Origin of the sequence: Streptomyces recifensis (assembly GCF_002154615.1) — a bacterium.
In the GTDB taxonomy this organism is placed as follows: Bacteria; Actinomycetota; Actinomycetes; order Streptomycetales; family Streptomycetaceae; genus Streptomyces; species Streptomyces griseoluteus.
In genome coordinates this window covers 1-14441 of the sequence record NZ_MUNH01000373.1, presented here as the reverse complement: position 1 = coordinate 14441, position 14441 = coordinate 1, and the positions used below count along the sequence as shown (strand labels likewise).

Annotated in this window: 14 protein-coding genes and 1 pseudogene; 7 read left to right on the top strand and 8 right to left on the bottom strand. The window is 70.7% G+C overall.

Going from position 1 to position 14441, the window contains the following annotated elements; genetic code table 11:
- Nucleotides 1-353: 353 nt before the first annotated feature.
- The 3 genes from CCN33_RS19685 to CCN33_RS19675 form a co-directional block, all read right to left on the bottom strand.
- The gene (locus CCN33_RS19685) at nucleotides 354-1547 is read right to left on the bottom strand and encodes an alcohol dehydrogenase catalytic domain-containing protein (protein ID WP_086694894.1); all 1194 of its coding nucleotides are present in this window, start codon (nucleotides 1545-1547) and stop codon (nucleotides 354-356) included.
- Between the two features lie 528 nt (nucleotides 1548-2075).
- On the bottom strand, nucleotides 2076-2504 hold the full coding sequence (locus CCN33_RS19680) for a DUF6233 domain-containing protein (RefSeq protein ID WP_244173876.1): 429 nt from the start codon (nucleotides 2502-2504) through the stop codon (nucleotides 2076-2078).
- Complete coding sequence (locus tag CCN33_RS19675; protein WP_140394598.1) at nucleotides 2488-2691, bottom strand: hypothetical protein; 204 nt, start codon at nucleotides 2689-2691, stop codon at nucleotides 2488-2490. Before CCN33_RS19675 ends, CCN33_RS19680 begins: the two co-directional genes overlap by 17 nt.
- Nucleotides 2692-2894: 203 nt before the next feature.
- On the opposite strand from CCN33_RS19675, the gene CCN33_RS19670 reads away from it, so the two are divergent.
- Complete coding sequence (locus tag CCN33_RS19670; protein WP_244173875.1) at nucleotides 2895-3809, top strand: SDR family NAD(P)-dependent oxidoreductase; 915 nt, start codon at nucleotides 2895-2897, stop codon at nucleotides 3807-3809.
- Between the two features lie 81 nt (nucleotides 3810-3890).
- On the opposite strand, the gene CCN33_RS19665 is transcribed toward CCN33_RS19670, so the two are convergent.
- Nucleotides 3891-4889, bottom strand: a complete 999-nt coding sequence (locus CCN33_RS19665; RefSeq protein WP_086694890.1) for a DMT family transporter — start codon at nucleotides 4887-4889, stop codon at nucleotides 3891-3893.
- Nucleotides 4890-4957: 68 nt separating this feature from the next.
- Here CCN33_RS19665 and CCN33_RS19660 point away from each other — a divergent pair, with 68 nt between their 5' ends.
- On the top strand, nucleotides 4958-5926 hold the full coding sequence (locus CCN33_RS19660) for a LysR family transcriptional regulator (protein WP_244173874.1): 969 nt from the start codon (nucleotides 4958-4960) through the stop codon (nucleotides 5924-5926).
- Between the two features lie 56 nt (nucleotides 5927-5982).
- On the opposite strand, the gene CCN33_RS19655 is transcribed toward CCN33_RS19660, so the two are convergent.
- Together CCN33_RS19655 and CCN33_RS19650 are read right to left on the bottom strand one after the other, a co-directional pair.
- Nucleotides 5983-6756 (bottom strand): glycosyltransferase family 2 protein, encoded by a 774-nt coding sequence (locus tag CCN33_RS19655; protein ID WP_086694888.1) that lies wholly within the window; start codon nucleotides 6754-6756, stop codon nucleotides 5983-5985.
- 97 nt (nucleotides 6757-6853) lie between these two features.
- On the bottom strand, nucleotides 6854-8500 hold the full coding sequence (locus CCN33_RS19650) for a bifunctional NAD(P)/FAD-dependent oxidoreductase/class I SAM-dependent methyltransferase (protein ID WP_086694887.1): 1647 nt from the start codon (nucleotides 8498-8500) through the stop codon (nucleotides 6854-6856).
- Nucleotides 8501-8575: 75 nt separating this feature from the next.
- Between CCN33_RS19650 and CCN33_RS19645 the strand changes: the two genes are divergently transcribed.
- Nucleotides 8576-9133: a helix-turn-helix domain-containing protein gene (locus CCN33_RS19645; RefSeq protein WP_086694886.1), complete on the top strand. Its 558-nt coding sequence runs from the start codon at nucleotides 8576-8578 to the stop codon at nucleotides 9131-9133.
- 68 nt (nucleotides 9134-9201) lie between these two features.
- On the opposite strand, the gene CCN33_RS19640 is transcribed toward CCN33_RS19645, so the two are convergent.
- Together CCN33_RS19640 and CCN33_RS19635 are read right to left on the bottom strand one after the other, a co-directional pair.
- Nucleotides 9202-9543, bottom strand: coding sequence for a hypothetical protein (locus tag CCN33_RS19640; protein WP_244173873.1), 342 nt, complete (start codon nucleotides 9541-9543; stop codon nucleotides 9202-9204).
- 513 nt (nucleotides 9544-10056) lie between these two features.
- Complete coding sequence (locus CCN33_RS19635; RefSeq protein WP_208621803.1) at nucleotides 10057-11115, bottom strand: hypothetical protein; 1059 nt, start codon at nucleotides 11113-11115, stop codon at nucleotides 10057-10059.
- Between the two features lie 301 nt (nucleotides 11116-11416).
- Here CCN33_RS19635 and CCN33_RS19630 point away from each other — a divergent pair, with 301 nt between their 5' ends.
- The 4 genes and pseudogenes from CCN33_RS19630 to CCN33_RS19615 all read left to right on the top strand — a co-directional run.
- Nucleotides 11417-12361: an ABC transporter substrate-binding protein gene (locus CCN33_RS19630; RefSeq protein ID WP_208621802.1), complete on the top strand. Its 945-nt coding sequence runs from the start codon at nucleotides 11417-11419 to the stop codon at nucleotides 12359-12361.
- A 2-nt stretch (nucleotides 12362-12363) separates the two neighbouring features.
- Nucleotides 12364-13344 (top strand): amino acid ABC transporter permease, encoded by a 981-nt coding sequence (locus CCN33_RS19625; protein WP_086694885.1) that lies wholly within the window; start codon nucleotides 12364-12366, stop codon nucleotides 13342-13344.
- A 50-nt stretch (nucleotides 13345-13394) separates the two neighbouring features.
- A complete protein-coding gene (locus CCN33_RS19620) occupies nucleotides 13395-14147 on the top strand; it encodes an amino acid ABC transporter ATP-binding protein (protein WP_086694895.1) in 753 nt (250 codons plus the stop codon).
- Nucleotides 14144-14441: pseudogene (locus CCN33_RS19615) on the top strand (M20 family peptidase); the annotation flags it as partial. The gene CCN33_RS19620 and the pseudogene CCN33_RS19615, both read left to right, overlap by 4 nt.

Genomic DNA, 14441 nt, shown 5'->3' with positions numbered 1-14441 from the left:
GGACGGTGGGGTGGCCGCCGGGTCACACGTACACCACGTCTTTCCCGTGCAGAACCCCGGAACCGCGCGGCAACTCCGCGACTCCCAGCAGCCGTTCCGCGGTGTCGGGGACCTCGCTGTTCACACGCGCTGCCCGCCCGCCGGAATCGGCGGGCGGGCAGATGACGACGTGAGCAGCCGTGTTCGCCGGTCGAAAGGAGCGGACGGTGCCGCGCAGCCCTGGCGGGCGATCTCGATGCTCGGACGGGCCGCGAAAGCCGATTTCGGAAGGAAGATGAGCGCCTGCCGCTGTAGCGGTTCCGCTCGCCCTCTGTCTGGTGCTGCCCGTCCGAGGGGTTATGCCGGGGACCGACTCAGGCGGGAATGAGGCCGTGAGGGTCGATGATGAACTTGAGGGGCACTCCCGTGTCGAAGGTCGCGTAGGCCTCGGGGGCCTCGTCGAGGCTGATCACCTTCGCGTTGAGCATGGGGCTCAAGTAGGGCATGCGGTCCCACAGGATCGCCATCATCAGCTCGCGGTTGTAGTGCATGATCGGTGCCTGCCCGGCGGCGATCCGCGGCGACTTGATCCATGCCTTGCCGAAGTCGATCGGGTATGTGCCTTCTTGCTCGGCCTTCGACTTCGCCAGCGGGTCGGGGCCGTAGACGCCGATGACTCCGCTGGCTCCGCCCGCGCGGGTGGCGTCGAGCACCTGGTTGATGGCGTAGGCCGGGTCCATGTCCTCGCTCTCGCGGCCGAGGCCGTGTGCCTCGGTGCCGACGTAGTCGACGGCGCAGTCGACCATGGGTTCGCCCAGGATGGCCTCGATCTGGTCGGTGAGCGCTGCGTCCTGGCTCAGGTCGATCGTCTCGCAGCCGTTGTTCTTCACCAGCTCCAGGCGGTCCTTGTTGTGGTCGCCGACGATGATGCAGGACGCCCCAAGGAGGCGGGCACATGCCGCGGCGCAGCGGCCGACCGGGCCGGCGCCGGCGATGTACACGGTCGAGCCCGGCTTGGCACCGGCCTCCATGAGGCCGTGGAACGCGGTGGGCAGGATGTCCGAGAGCACCGCCAGGTCACGGATCTTCGCCATGGCCTGGTCCTTGTCCGGGAACTTCAAAAGCTGGAAGTCGGCGTACGGGACGAACAGGTACTCGGCCTGGCCGCCGTCCCAGTCGCCCAGGTTGAAGCCGTATGCCCCGCAGTCCACCTTGGGGTTCGTGGTCTCGCAGACGTCGGTCCGGCGCGCCTTGCAGTTGCGACATCGGCCGCAGGCGACGTTGAACGGGACGGAGACGAGGTCGCCCTCACTGAGGAACTCGACGTCGGGGCCGACCTCTATGACCTCCCCGGTCATCTCGTGCCCCATCACCATGCCCTGGGGCACTGGGAAGGACCCGCGGTAGATGTGCAGGTCACTACCGCAGATGTTGGTGGCGACGATCCTCAGGATGACCCCGTGGGGGGCCTTCTTCCCGTTCGGCATCTCAAGCTTGGGGAAGTCCAGAGACTCGACGCGCATCTCTTTCGGATTCTGGAAGGTGACGGCGCGGTTGCTGCTTGCCATGGCGATCTCCTCTGTTTGATCCGGGGGACTCGCCCCCCGGAGTGCCGAGGTCATTTGGGTGTATTTGTGACCCCGGTCACTCTCAACCTAGGGCGATGGCCGACGCGGGTGCCACCGCCAGGCCGCCCGTGCCCTGCGTGCCCACGCACCCACGCCGCGTGCCGCGCTCCCGGCCGGGCACGCCACCTCCTATCGGCGCAGGTCCGCGCGCTGTTGGCTATGCGGCACGACGGACGCGACAGCACCCGTTCCCATGGAGCCCCGACCCCTCCAGTAGGACGTTCGGGTGATGTCACGGCGCCTCACGACGCAAGAGTGGTCTTCACCGGCGTCGCGGGGTCGCACCGGGCGCTTCGCGAAGCGCGTCCTGCCCTTCACCTCGCCGTCAGCCGGCGAGGCGTCTGCCGAGACCCTGGCGCGCGAGCCCGGCCTCCGCCCGGCCGCCGACGACCGCCTGACAACGACGACGGGCATGCCCCCGCCCGGAGCCGATCCCGCTGAACGACGGCTCGCTCGGCCCCCATGGGCTCACGCCACGTCCATCCCCAGTTCGGCTTCGGGGCGGCAGGTGGGGCACGGCTCGATGCCCGGCTCCACGAGGAGGGCGCGGGCTTCGTCGGCCCGTATTCTGCGCGGTGCTCCCCTGGTTTCCTCGCAGCCGGCCGCGTGCACGACGATGTCGCCGGGGTCGTCCGGGGCGCGCATCAGCTCGACCTCGTAGTCGCCCGCCCGCGCCGGCCGGGAGAGCCCGGTTGTGGGCAGCGGGCCACCGGCACCCTTGGCTCGTCGCATCGAGCGCTGTCGTGGGGCGGGCCGTTCGGCTCGCGTGAGGGCCTGCCGTACGTCGTCGCGCAGGAGGCTCAGGTATGTGGCGACCGTGGCGTTGTCCGCGATCTGCCGTTCCAGGTAGGCCAGGAGCACGCGGAGCCGGGGCGCGTCGTCAGGCAGCTCGGCCACGACGGGCACCACCGTGCAGAGCGGCCCACGCCCCGGTGCGGCCCTGCCAGTACGGATGCACCAGCACCTCGGCGGACAGGGCGAGCAGCCGCCGCCTGAGCGCGGTGCTCGGCCGGCGGCTGAGCCGCCGGTACACGGCGTGCCACTCCCGTATCGCGGCCACGAGGTCATCAGGGGGAGTGCTCATACCGGCATTAGAGCACGTGTTCGATTTTTGACGCATCTCGACTCCGAGGCCGCTGTTCCGCGCAACGTTCTCGGCTTCGCGGGGACGGGCGGCCGGTTCCGCACTGTCGGACGGCTGTCGGTGACATGTCGGAGGCCGGTGGCAGCGTGGGCGCCGGTTCGCTCCGCCGGGAGCCGCCGTCGCACCTCAGGGGAGTTCCCGCCATGTCTCAGGTCCCTTCCGCCGCTGACCGCGTGTATCTGGTCACCGGCGGCAACGCAGGTATCGGGTACTTCACCGCCGAGCAGTTGGCCGCTACCGGCGCCACGGTGGTGCTGGGCAGCCGGAGTGCCCTGCGGGCCGAGGCCGCCATGGACGCGATCCGTGCGCGGGTGCCCGGCGCGCGGGTGCGCTCGGTGGCCCTGGACCTCGCCGACCTCGGCTCGCTCCGGGAAACCGCGGAATCCCTGGAGGCAGAGCGCCTCGACGCCGTGGTCCACAACGCCGGCGTCCTCCACGAAGGGCTGGAGCGGCGGGAGACGCGGGACGGCAATGAGGTGCATTTCGGTACGAACCATCTCGGGCACTTCGCGCTCACCCACTGGCTGCTGCCGCTTCTGGAGGCCGCGCCGAGCGCCCGCGTCGTGACCGTCGGCAGCTTCGCCGCCAAGTCGGAGCGGCTCGCGCTGGACGATCTGCAGTCCCGGACCGGCTATCGGGCCAAGCGCACCTACGGCCGGTCGAAGCTGGCCCAGATGTACTTCGGCCTGGAACTCGACCGCCGGCTGCGGGCCGCGGGCAGCACGGTGTCGAGCGTGGTGGTCCATCCGGGCGGTGCGCTGGACTCACTCACCCCGTCGCGGCCGCCGGTCCATGTACGCACAGCCGGGACGGCGCTGCGCGGGGCGGCCGCCGCACTTGTTCTCCAAGGCAAGCACGCGGGTGCCCGGCCCGCGGTCCGGGCGGTGCTCGACCCCCGGATCGGCGGGGGTGAGCTGTGGGGCCCGCGCGTCTTCGGACTGCGGGGTCGGCCGCACCGCGAGCGGCTGTGGGCTCAGCTGGAGGACGCCGACACGGCACGTCGGCTGTGGGAGGCGAGCACGGAGCTGACCGGCATCGCGCCTGCCACCGCCGTCTGAAGCACTCGACTCGCCAGCTCAAGCGCTCAGTAACAACCGCGGCCACGGGACCAGAGCACGTGTGGCAAGGCTGGCGTCACCTCACGGGGACTCGGGCCGGGCCTGCGGGCGGGACTCGGCGAGGGCGAGGGCGGCGATGGCCCCGAGCAGGACCACCGTGCCCGCCACAGTGGCCGGGGTGAGCTGTTCGTCGAGGAACAGCACGGCCAGGACAGCGGCGCTGACGGGTTCGAGGAGCATCATCACCGAGGCGGTGGCGGCCCTCAGTACGGCGACGCCGGCGAAGTACAGCGGGTAGGCGAGCGCCGTGGTGACGGCGGCGATGTACAGCATGAGCAGCGCCGTCTCGGTGAGGTTTCCACCCTGCGGGAGAAGACCCTCGTGGAGGGCCGGCGGCAGCATCACTGCCGCGCCGACGAGGAAGGACCACAGAGTCAGGGTGAACGCGTCCTCGCCGGTGCCGTGCCGTCCGGTCCATCGGCCCAGCAGGTTGGACACGGCGTATCCGGCGGCGGACAGCAGCGCCATCCCCACGCCTCCCAGGTGGACGACGCCTGGCTGGTTGCCCAGCACGAGGACGGTCAGTCCGGCCAGCGCTCCGGCGACGGCCAGCACTCCGGCGCGGCCGATGCGCTCGCCCAGGAAGAGACGCCCGCCGGCGGCCGTGAACACGGGCGCGGCGCCGAGCGTGACGATGGTGCCCACCGCCAGCCCGGTGTCCCGGACGGCGGTGAAGTAGGCGGTCTGGAAGACGGCCAGCCCGGCTCCGGTGCCCATCAGGAGCAGCGCCCGCCGCCCGGCAGGCCGCGGCGCACGCGGCGCCTTGCGGGACGCGCGCAGCGCCCAGGCGGGCAGCAACAGCACCGCCCCCGCCAGGAAACGCCAGAACGAGATGGCCATCGGCCCCAGGTCGCCGGTCCGGTAGATGACCTCCACGGCCGCGCCGGTGGTCCCCCAGGCGAGTCCGGCGAAGGCGAGAAAGGCGAAGCCGCGCCGTAGCGGGAGCGAGCCGGTCCGTGACCGGTTCCCGCCCCGGCCCGGCGCCTCCGCGTCGACGGCGAGGTCCTGCGAGGTCTGCATCTGTTCACCGTGCTCCCTGCCAGGGGATACGCAAAATGCATCCGGTCGACCAGCGATACGCTGAGCGCATGGATACGCGCGGAGGGCACGGCGCAGGGCTGGAGTTGAAGCACCTGCGCTGCCTAGTCACCATCGTCGACACCGGCAGCTTCACGGACGCCGCTCGGGAGCTGGGCGTTTCCCAGGCCGCGGTCTCCCGCACCCTGCTCTCCCTGGAGAAGACCCTGGGGGTGCGGCTGCTGCACCGCACCAGCCGCACGGTCGAACCCACCAAGGCGGGCGTACTGGTTCTCGCCCGAGCCCGTCTGCTCCTGGCCGGTGCGGACGAACTCGTCGCCGAGGCCGCCTCGGGCCACAGCCGCCTGCACATCGGTCACGCCTGGTCGGCCTTCGGGCGCCACACCACCGAGTTCCAGCGCCGCTGGCACCACGACCACCCCGGCATCGAGCTCCGGCTCGTCCGGCACAACTCCTCCACCGGCGGGCTGGCCGAAGGACTGTGCGACCTTGCGGTCGTCCGGAGCGCCGTCGACCTCAAGCCCTGGTCACACGCTTTCGTCGGCCACGAGGACCGCTACCTGGCCCTCGCCTCCGACGACCCCTGGGCCCGTCGCCGCAGCATCCGTCTGGCCGAGGTCGCCTCCCGCACCCTCGCCCTCGACCGCCGCACCGGCACCACCACCCTGAACCTGTGGCCCGAGACCGAACGGCCGGCCGTCGAGCACGTCCACGACATCGACGACTGGCTCGCCGCCATCGCCTCCGGCCGCTGCGTGGGTGTCACCCCTCAGGCCACCGCTGCCCAGTACCGCCCCTCCGGCATCACCTACCGCCCGCTGCGCGACGCCGAGCCCGTCCCCGTCCACCTCATCTGGCGCCGGACGGACCCCCATCCCGCCACCCGGGCCGCCGTCGCCCTGGCCATCGACCTCTACCGTACGGACCGCCAAGCCCCGACACGCTCCCCCGGTGTCCACGCGGGCCACCGCCGGACACGGCAGGGAGGAAGCCCAGCCACCGACGCCCCCTCGCCGTGAGCTTGCGGAAGTGCGTGCCAGACCCCGCGCCCCCGGCAAGATCCGGAAGACAGGCCCTAGATGCGCGAGTTGCGCAGCGACTGCCACACGGCGCCGGAAAGCGCGCGCGTCGCCCGCGGGACTGACAGATGCTCATGCTCGCGGTACAGCTCCCAGTTGTACTTGACCAAGGACATCTTGTTGGAGGACAGCGACCCCGCCTGGTGGGCCCGGTACACCGCGAGCGGCTCGGTCAGGCCCCGGGCGTCCGCACCGTCCCGCATGATCGACAGCCAGAGGGCGTAGTCCTGCCGCTTGCGCATCTCCGGCATCAGCCTGGTGCCCAGGGCGTTGCGGTCGTACATGGCGGTGAGAGCACCGATGTGGTCCCGGACCAGCATGGCGCGGTAGTCCACGCGCTCTCGCGCCCGGATCACCCGCCCGTTCGGCACCCACTCGGTGCTCTCGCCGGCATGGTCGGCGTCCATCTTGAAGTACGAGGTGAAGGTCAGCGGTGCATCGCCCGCAGCGGCGAAGGCGAGCTGCTTCTCGGTCTTCTGCGGCAACCACATGTCGTCGGAGTCGAGGAAGGCGATGTAGTCCCCGCGGGCCCGCTCGATCGCGAGATTGCGGGCCCGGCCGGCACCGCCCTGTTCGGGTGCCGACCGCGGCAGCACGCGCTCGTCCTGCTCGGCGAACTCGCGCAGCATCTCCATGGAGCCGTCGGAGGACTGGTCGTCGGTGACCAACAGCTCCAGGTCGCTGTGGGTCTGCGTGAGTACCGACCGGACGGCTGCGCCGAGGGTGGCCGCCGAGTTGTACACGGGCATCACGACAGACACCAAAGGCACAGCGCTTCTCCTAGTCAGACCGGGAACGACGGTCCATTCAAACACCGCGACCGGCCAGGAGCCGCCACGAGGACGGCCCGCACGGTGCCGTAGGCGATCAGACCGTTCGCCGGGTCGCGCGCAGTACGACGTCGCTGACGTGGTGGGTGCTGGCCGCTCCGGCGGGCCGGGGCCGCGTTTCGTGGATCTCGACCTGCCAGGTGTCGGGCTCGGCGGTGAGCGCGGCGGCGATCTCGTCGACACCGACGAACGCCGCCGGGTCGTACATCCGGGTCTGGGCCGCCACATCCACCGGGTCGCGCAGCGGGCTGAGGTCGTGGTGTACGACCAGGAGCGTGCCACCGGGGGCGACAGCGGCGAGCAGGCTGCGCAGACCGCGCTGGTCGGGCGTGCGCTTGAACGAGCCGTACTGCAGGGAGACCAGGTCGAAGGTCTCGGTGCCGAAGGGGGCGGGATCACCCGCGTCGCCCCGTACGAGACTGACGGCGAGCCCTCGGCGGTCGGCCTCGGCGCGGACCCGGGCGAGCGCGTTGCCGGAGATGTCGGTGGCGGTCACCTTCCAGCCGTGCTCGGCCAGCCAGAGGGCGTCGGCGCCCTCACCGGTGCCGACGTCCAGCGCGCGGCCCGGGGAAAGGGCGGTGGCCTCGTGGACGAGCGTGCCATTGGGGTTGCCGCTCCAGGCGCGGTCGGTGCCCGCGTAGCGGTGGTCCCAGTCGGCCTGCTCGCCCGAGTGCCGCACGGCGGCGCGCAGGTCCTCCTCCGCGAGGCTGAAGGCGATCATGGCTCCGACCCGGCTTCCCTGCGCGGCCGAGGGCAGCACCTGCAGGCTCGGGTCGGTGACGTTGCCGGCCGCGTAGATCCCCGGTACGGCGGTCTCGCCGCGCGGGTCGACCGCGAGGAAGTCGCCGGCGCCGGTCGGGTGCGCGGTCGCGGTGAGCCCGACCCCGGCCAGCACCTCGACGCGTGCCCGGAACCGGGAGCCGACCACGACGGCGTCGGCCTCCAGGACCCGGCCGTCCCCGAGTTCGACACCGGACACCTCGCCGTCCGGCCCGGTGAGGACCCGGCCGGCTTCGGCGCGCTCGACGGTGACGCCTGAGGCGGCAAGGGCTTCGACGGCTCCCTCGTCGAGCCCGGCCGGGTTGTGCAGTACGACGGTCAGCCGGTCGGTCAGGTGCCGGAACAGCGGGGTCGGGTGGAGGCCCAGAGGGTGGGCGACGATCTGCACCAGGCGCTGGTCGCGCGCCTCGAAGCCGTGACAGAACGGGCAGTGGATCACGCCGCGCCCCCACCCCTCGGCGACGCCGTCGATCGCGGGGAGCTCGTCCGACAGCCCGGTCGCGGCGAGGACGCGGCGGGCGACCAGCGTGTGTCCGCCGGTGAGGTCGAGCCGGAACCGGCCGTCGCCGTGACGGTGCACGCCGAGGACCCGGCCGGACAGCACCTCCCCGCCGTACGCGCGTACCTCCTCGCGTCCGGCCTCCGTCAGCTCACCGGGCGCCACCCCTTCGTGCCCCAGGTAGCCGTGCATGTGCGCGGCCGGGGCGTTGCGCGGGGTGCCGTCGTCGACCACGACGACGCCCCGACGCTGGCGGGAGAGTTGCAGCGCGGCGGCGAGACCGGCGGCCGAACCACCGATCACGGCGACGTCGCAGTGCCGTTCCGTCGTGGGGTGCTGTTGCTGGGGGTGGCTCGCGTGCTCGGGGTGGGCTGACGGCCGGCTCTGGGTGGAATGGGTGCTCATGGACCCGACCGTACGGCGTCCGACGATCTGCGCAAAGGTTCTTGCGGAATCAGCAAGAAATGCCAGAATGGGGGTGTGAACGGAGCAGCCGACATCGAAGCCCTGGCGCGGTTGCGCCTGCGCAGCCTGCGCACCACCCTGGGGTACTCCCTCGACGAGCTGGCCCAGCGGACCAACCTCAGCCCGTCGACCATCAGCCGGGTCGAGACGGGCAGGCGCACGCTGAGCCTCGATGTGCTCGTACCGTTGGCCAACGCTCTCCAGGTGAGCCTCGACGTGCTCTTCGAGGTGCCCACCGACGACGATGTCGTCATCCGGCCGGTCGCGCACAGCAGCGGCACCCGGACGACGTGGCCGCTGAGCCGTCCGGACGGCCGCATGGTCGCGGTGAAGATGCGCGTCGAGCCGTCCGAGGGGCGGCCCGGCCAACGGGTGCATCCGGGCCACGACTGGTTTCTCGTGCTCGAGGGACGCGTGCGGCTGTGGCTGGGCGAGCGGCAGATCGACGTCGGCGCCGGAGAGGCGGCGGAGTTCGCGACGATGATTCCGCACGCGATCACGGCGCTGGACGCTCCAGCCGAGCTGATCATGGTGTTCGATCGTGACGGGCAGCGGGCGCACGTGCACCAGTGAACGAGGCGTGCGCCGCTCCAGGGGGGCATCGATCGGGCCGTGATGACGAGGCCTCGGGTGAGTTCGCGTCAGCCGGTGGGTGCTTCTTTCTCCGCTGGTGCGCCCCGGCCTACTGTCAGGGACCAGCGCACAGCAGGCGGCGCCTCGACGGAGACCGTCCCGTCGCGGTTCACTCCCGTAACGGCGAATTGGTTGTAGACGGTGCTGACCTTGTCGGCGCGGCACTCCAGGGGAAAGGAGACGTGCACGGGCCGCACGGCAACCTTCACGGTCCCCGCGCCTTGGCAGCGCACTGCGACGACCAGCGCGTCCCCCTTCTTCCCCCTGGCGAACCCGATCTCCGCGTTCCCCGTGGTCGCCTTCTGGCGGCCGGCCGGCGTCTCGCCCGCGTTCAGCTCCGGCGGCTGCACGGGAGGTTGCGTGCTACTGGGTGTGGCGGCCGTCGCTGAGCGGGATGTCGTCGGATGCGCGGCCCGGACGGGCTGCTTGCCGTCGGAGCGGTCCGCGGAGCAGGCAGTAACCGGGCAGAGCATGGCGGCACCGAGGGCGCTGAACAGCATGAGATTCCTGCAAGACGTGGGCATGTCGGTTCTCCTCCACGGTCCGGCCGAGGCGTGCGGCGTTGCGATGCGCCGCTGCGGTGGTACTCGCCGGCCGCGAGGCTGATGCCCATTCCGACGAGGCCCGAAATCCTACGGGCGGTCAGCGTGCGACTCCCGGCCTGAGTGGAATTCGGTGCACCGAGCATGGCCAAGCGCACGCCCCCTCATCGCCCTACGGCGCGTTCTGCCCGACCGCGCCCTCAACGCCCTGATCGCCCGCGTGCCTTCCCCGCTGATCCGCATGGGAAGGCACGTGGAGAGCAGCCCCGCATCGGGCGGGCTGACGGCCAGTCAGCTCCGCGTGCGCGGAAGCTCCGCGGTTCAGCCGCAGGAACCGGACGGGGTGCCGTCGTAGAGCCCGGAATCGGGCCGCCCGTTGGTGACGCTGCGCAGGTAATAGCCGCAGGTGGGGCGCTGGGCGAAGTCGAACGTGGCGCCCGGCTTCAGGTGCCAGATCTTGAAGTTCGTGTACGTCAGCGACTGGCCGGAGACCACCCGCTCGGGCTGGTGGTCGGCGAGGACGACGTAGGCGTCGGCGCCGTAGAGCGTCGCCTTGCCCTGCGCGTCGAGGTAGAGCGAACCACCGCCTTCGTCGACGCCGACACCCCAGGCCTTGCCGCCTGCCGTCAGGCCGTCCTTGACCGCTCTCGCGGTGAAGGACATCAGGCGACCCATCCGGTCGCGGGCGACGAAGTGGGAGTCGTTGATCGTGCCCGCGTAGTGAGGCCAGGAGAACACGCCGGTGGTGAAGGTGGCGTACGAGTCGTAGGGGTTGGCGAGCGCCTCACTGCTGGTGATGCTTCCCCGGCAGGCGTCGTACACGACGGAGCTGTTGATGTGGGTGCCGGCGCTGCCGCCCCCGGCTCCGCCGCCCTTGGCGACGACGGACTTGACCGACGCCTGGAGGTCGGTGCCCTTCCACGCCGCGTAACGGCACTGGTCACCGCCGGCGAAGTAGACGAACTCCGCATTGCGGATGTCCTGGTTCACCTGCGCGTTGTTGCCGTCCGATGCGGCGGTGAGGGTCCAGGTCGTACAGGAGTTGACGCCCGCGAGACCCATCACCGTGTCGCATTCGGGGGTGGCGCTGCCGGACGAGGGGGCCGAGCCCGCCAGGACCACCACGTCGAGGCTGCCGTTCCCGCCACGGACCGCGTCGATCGCGCGGACCATCGACGCCGCGACCACACCGCCATCGCCGTTCATCGTGAAGGCGGGGCCGGACCAGGAGGCGCGGCTCGCATCGCTCGCGCTGCCCAGACGGACTCGATCGGCCCGCGCCTCGGCGGGCGGCGCCGCGAGCCCCGCGCAGGTCACGGCGAGTACCGAGGCCAGCAGCGTCGTGCGCAGGGCACGACGGCCGACGGAGAAAGATGTCACGGAGTCTCCTTCCGCTCACGCCTCCAGGCGCGACGTGAGTACGCCGACCACACCCGGAGGCGGACTCGGAACATACAACTGTGGCTCCCCTGAAGCCATATGTAATCGCGGAAATCCCTCCCCCACGCCTGAAGTTGCCGCCCATGACCCCCATCCAGGCTGTCACCGCCCGCCTCAAGCACGTCGCTACGTCGCGTTACCCGAACGTAACGACCATTACATCTATGCAGATCTTCGTGCGCGATGTAATTTCCGTGCTCGTACCGCCCGCCGGCTCCGCCGCAAGCGAAGAGAGACCTCCGTGACTTTCAGATCCGCATCGCGCCACCTCGTTCCGGCCGCTGCCACCACAGCGCTCGCCTGCCTCCTCGGAGCGTGCGGCACCGACTCCGACGGCACGGCCGGCAAAGCCCCCGCCTCGCTGAAGATCGCCGGGGTCACGGTCAAGAAGGACGCTCAGCTGCACGCCTCGCTGCCGGACGCCGTCAAGAAGGCGGGTACCGTGCGCGTCGCCTCCGACGTGCCCTACGCACCCTTCGAGATGTTCGTGAAGGAGGGCGGCAGCGAACTGACCGGTCTGGACTACGACTTGGGCCAGGCGCTGGGGGCCCGGCTCGGCGTGACCCTCAAGTTCACCCCGCAGAAGTTCGACGGCATCGTCCCGGCGATCCAGGCCGGCAAGTTCGACGCGGCGATGTCGGCGATCACGGACAACAGGGAACGTCAGCAGGTCGTCGACTTCGTCGACTACTCGCAGTCGGGCTCCGGGATCCTCGTCGCCGAGGGCAACCCGAAGAAGATCGCGACGCTGCACGACCTGTGCGGCCGCAAGGTCGCCGTGCAGGCCGCGACGAACCAGCTGAAGCTGCTCAAGGCGCACCAGAAGGAGTGTGGTGGCAGGCAGCTGGAGATCCAGACGTACCCGAAGGACTCCGACGCCCAACTGGCCCTGCGCTCCGGCAAGGTGGACGCCGAGGTCCTGACGAAGCCCGCCGCCGGCTGGACCGCCAAGACCGCCGACGCGGGCAAGGCCTTCGACCTGGTCGAGGATCCCGAGGCACCCGGCGGCTACAACGCCTCCCCCAACGGCATCGCGATATCCAAGAAGCTGCCGCAGCTGACCGACGCCGTACAGAAGGCGCTGCAGTCACTCATCGACGACGGCACCGTCCAGAAGATCTACGCCAAGTACGGCGTGGCGTCGATCGCCCTCAAGAGCGCCACGAAGAACGCGGCGGTGGACTGATCATGACCACCGCTTCCGTCACCGCGGGCACGTCCCGCACCGACGCCCCGCCTCCTGAGCCGCGGATCGTGCCCATCCGGCACTGGGGCCGCTGGATCGCGGCGCTCGCCGCCCTGCTGGCCGTCGGCGGCCTCTTCGGCTCGCTCGCGCGCAACGCCAACCTGCACTGGGACATCGTCGGGGACTACCTCTTCGAGGGGCTGATCTTCGACGGCCTGGCCACCACCCTGTGGCTGACCGTGGCCGCCATGGCCCTCGGCCTGGTTCTGGGCACGCTGCTCGCCGTGCTCCGCCTGTCGCGGAACCCGGTGCTGTACGGCCTGTCGACGCTGTTCGTCTGGTTCTTCCGTGGCACACCGCTGCTCGTCCAGATCATCTTCTGGGGGTACGCCGCCGCCCTCTACAAGAAGGTGCTGATCGGCATCCCGTTCACCGACATCACCTTTTTCAGCGGGGACACCAACGCCCTTCTCACCCCCTCGGTCGCCGCACTGCTGGCACTGGGTCTCAACGAGGCCGCCTATGCGAGCGAGATCGTGCGCGCGGGTATCCAGTCCGTCGATCCGGGACAGACCGAGGCCGCCCACTCGCTCGGCATGCGGCCTGCCCTCACCATGCGCCGGATCGTGCTGCCGCAGGCGATGCGCGTGATCATCCCGCCGATGGGCAACGAGACCATCAACATGCTCAAGATGACCGCGCTGGTCTCGGTGATCGCCGCTCATGACCTGATGTCGAACATCCAGGACGTGTACGCGCAGAACTATCAGGTCATCCCGATGCTCACGGTCGCCAGCCTCTGGTACCTGGTCCTGGTCAGTCTGCTGAGCCTGCCTCAGGCCTGGCTGGAGCGCCGTTACGGCCGCGGGCAGTCCGCCGGCCGGGTGTCACCGCTGGCCCGCCTGGTCTCCGGCGGTCTCCTCGCCCGCAAGCCCGCGACCGCCCAGCCCGAAACGAACGAGACCGCGAAGGATCCGGCATGACCACCGCCTCACCGACCGCGCACGGCGCCACGCCGACCACGGCCGAGCCGATGGTGCGCGCCGAGGGTGTGCGCAAGAGCTTCGGCCGCCTGGAGGTGCTCAAGGGCATCGACCTGACCGTGGAACCCGGTCAGGTGTGCTGCCTGCTCGGCCCCTCCGGATCGGGCAAGTCGACCTTCCTGCGCTGCATCAACCACCTCGAGAAGATCGACGGCGGCCGTCTCACCGTGGCCGGGGTGCCCGTCGGCTACCGCGAACGCGGCGGCGACCTGTACGAACTGCGCGAACGCGAGGTGGCCGAGCACCGGCGCTCCATCGGCATGGTGTTCCAGCGCTTCAACCTCTTCCCGCATCTGACCGCCCTGGAGAACGTGACCGAGGCGCCCGTACGGGTGGCACGTCGTCAGCGGGCACAGGTCCGCGAGGAGGCGATGGAGCTGCTGGACCGTGTCGGCCTCGCCGACCGGGCGCAGCATCACCCCGCGCAGTTGTCCGGCGGCCAGCAACAGCGTGTCGCGATCGCCCGGGCACTGGCCATGAAGCCGCGGCTCATGCTGTTCGACGAGCCGACCTCCGCACTCGATCCGGAGCTGGTGGGTGACGTGCTGGACGTCATGCGGTCCCTCGCCGAGGACGGCATGACCATGGTGGTGGTCACCCATGAGATCGGCTTCGCCCGCGAGGTCGCCGACACCGCCGTCTTCATGGACGACGGAGTCGTGGTGGAAGCGGGCGATCCGCGGGACGTGCTGACCCGGCCCCAGCAGGAGCGCACCCGTGCCTTCCTGTCGAAGGTCTTGTGAGCGCCCCGGTCGCCGGCCGTCCCACCACGGACAGCCTCCTGGCGCACACCCGCACCTCCCTCCCCCGCTATCTGGACGAACTCGCGCAACTCGTGGCGGTGGACTCCGGCTCGTACAGCGCCGACGGCGTCAACCGCGTCGCCGACTGGGTGGAGGGCCGCATGCACGGACTCGGCTTCACCGTGCGGCGGCTGTCCGGTGGAACGCTGCCCACGGGGCAGGCCGCCGGAGACGTTCTCGTGGCGCGCCGGGCGGGTGCGCTCGCGCACGTGGACGGCGCGCGCCGCATTCTCC

Bases quoted from the DNA above. Each gene is read 5' to 3' on its own strand.
- CCN33_RS19650 (WP_086694887.1), bottom strand. From the start codon at position 8,500: ATGAGCACCCATTCCACCCAGAGCCGGCCGTCAGCCCACCCCGAGCAC.
- CCN33_RS19665 (WP_086694890.1), bottom strand. From the start codon at position 4,889: ATGCAGACCTCGCAGGACCTCGCCGTCGACGCGGAGGCGCCGGGCCGG.
- CCN33_RS19660 (WP_244173874.1), top strand. From the start codon at position 4,958: ATGGATACGCGCGGAGGGCACGGCGCAGGGCTGGAGTTGAAGCACCTG.
- CCN33_RS19675 (WP_140394598.1), bottom strand. From the start codon at position 2,691: ATGAGCACTCCCCCTGATGACCTCGTGGCCGCGATACGGGAGTGGCAC.
- CCN33_RS19685 (WP_086694894.1), bottom strand. From the start codon at position 1,547: ATGGCAAGCAGCAACCGCGCCGTCACCTTCCAGAATCCGAAAGAGATG.
- CCN33_RS19670 (WP_244173875.1), top strand. From the start codon at position 2,895: ATGTCTCAGGTCCCTTCCGCCGCTGACCGCGTGTATCTGGTCACCGGC.
- CCN33_RS19625 (WP_086694885.1), top strand. From the start codon at position 12,364: ATGACCACCGCTTCCGTCACCGCGGGCACGTCCCGCACCGACGCCCCG.
- CCN33_RS19620 (WP_086694895.1), top strand. From the start codon at position 13,395: ATGGTGCGCGCCGAGGGTGTGCGCAAGAGCTTCGGCCGCCTGGAGGTG.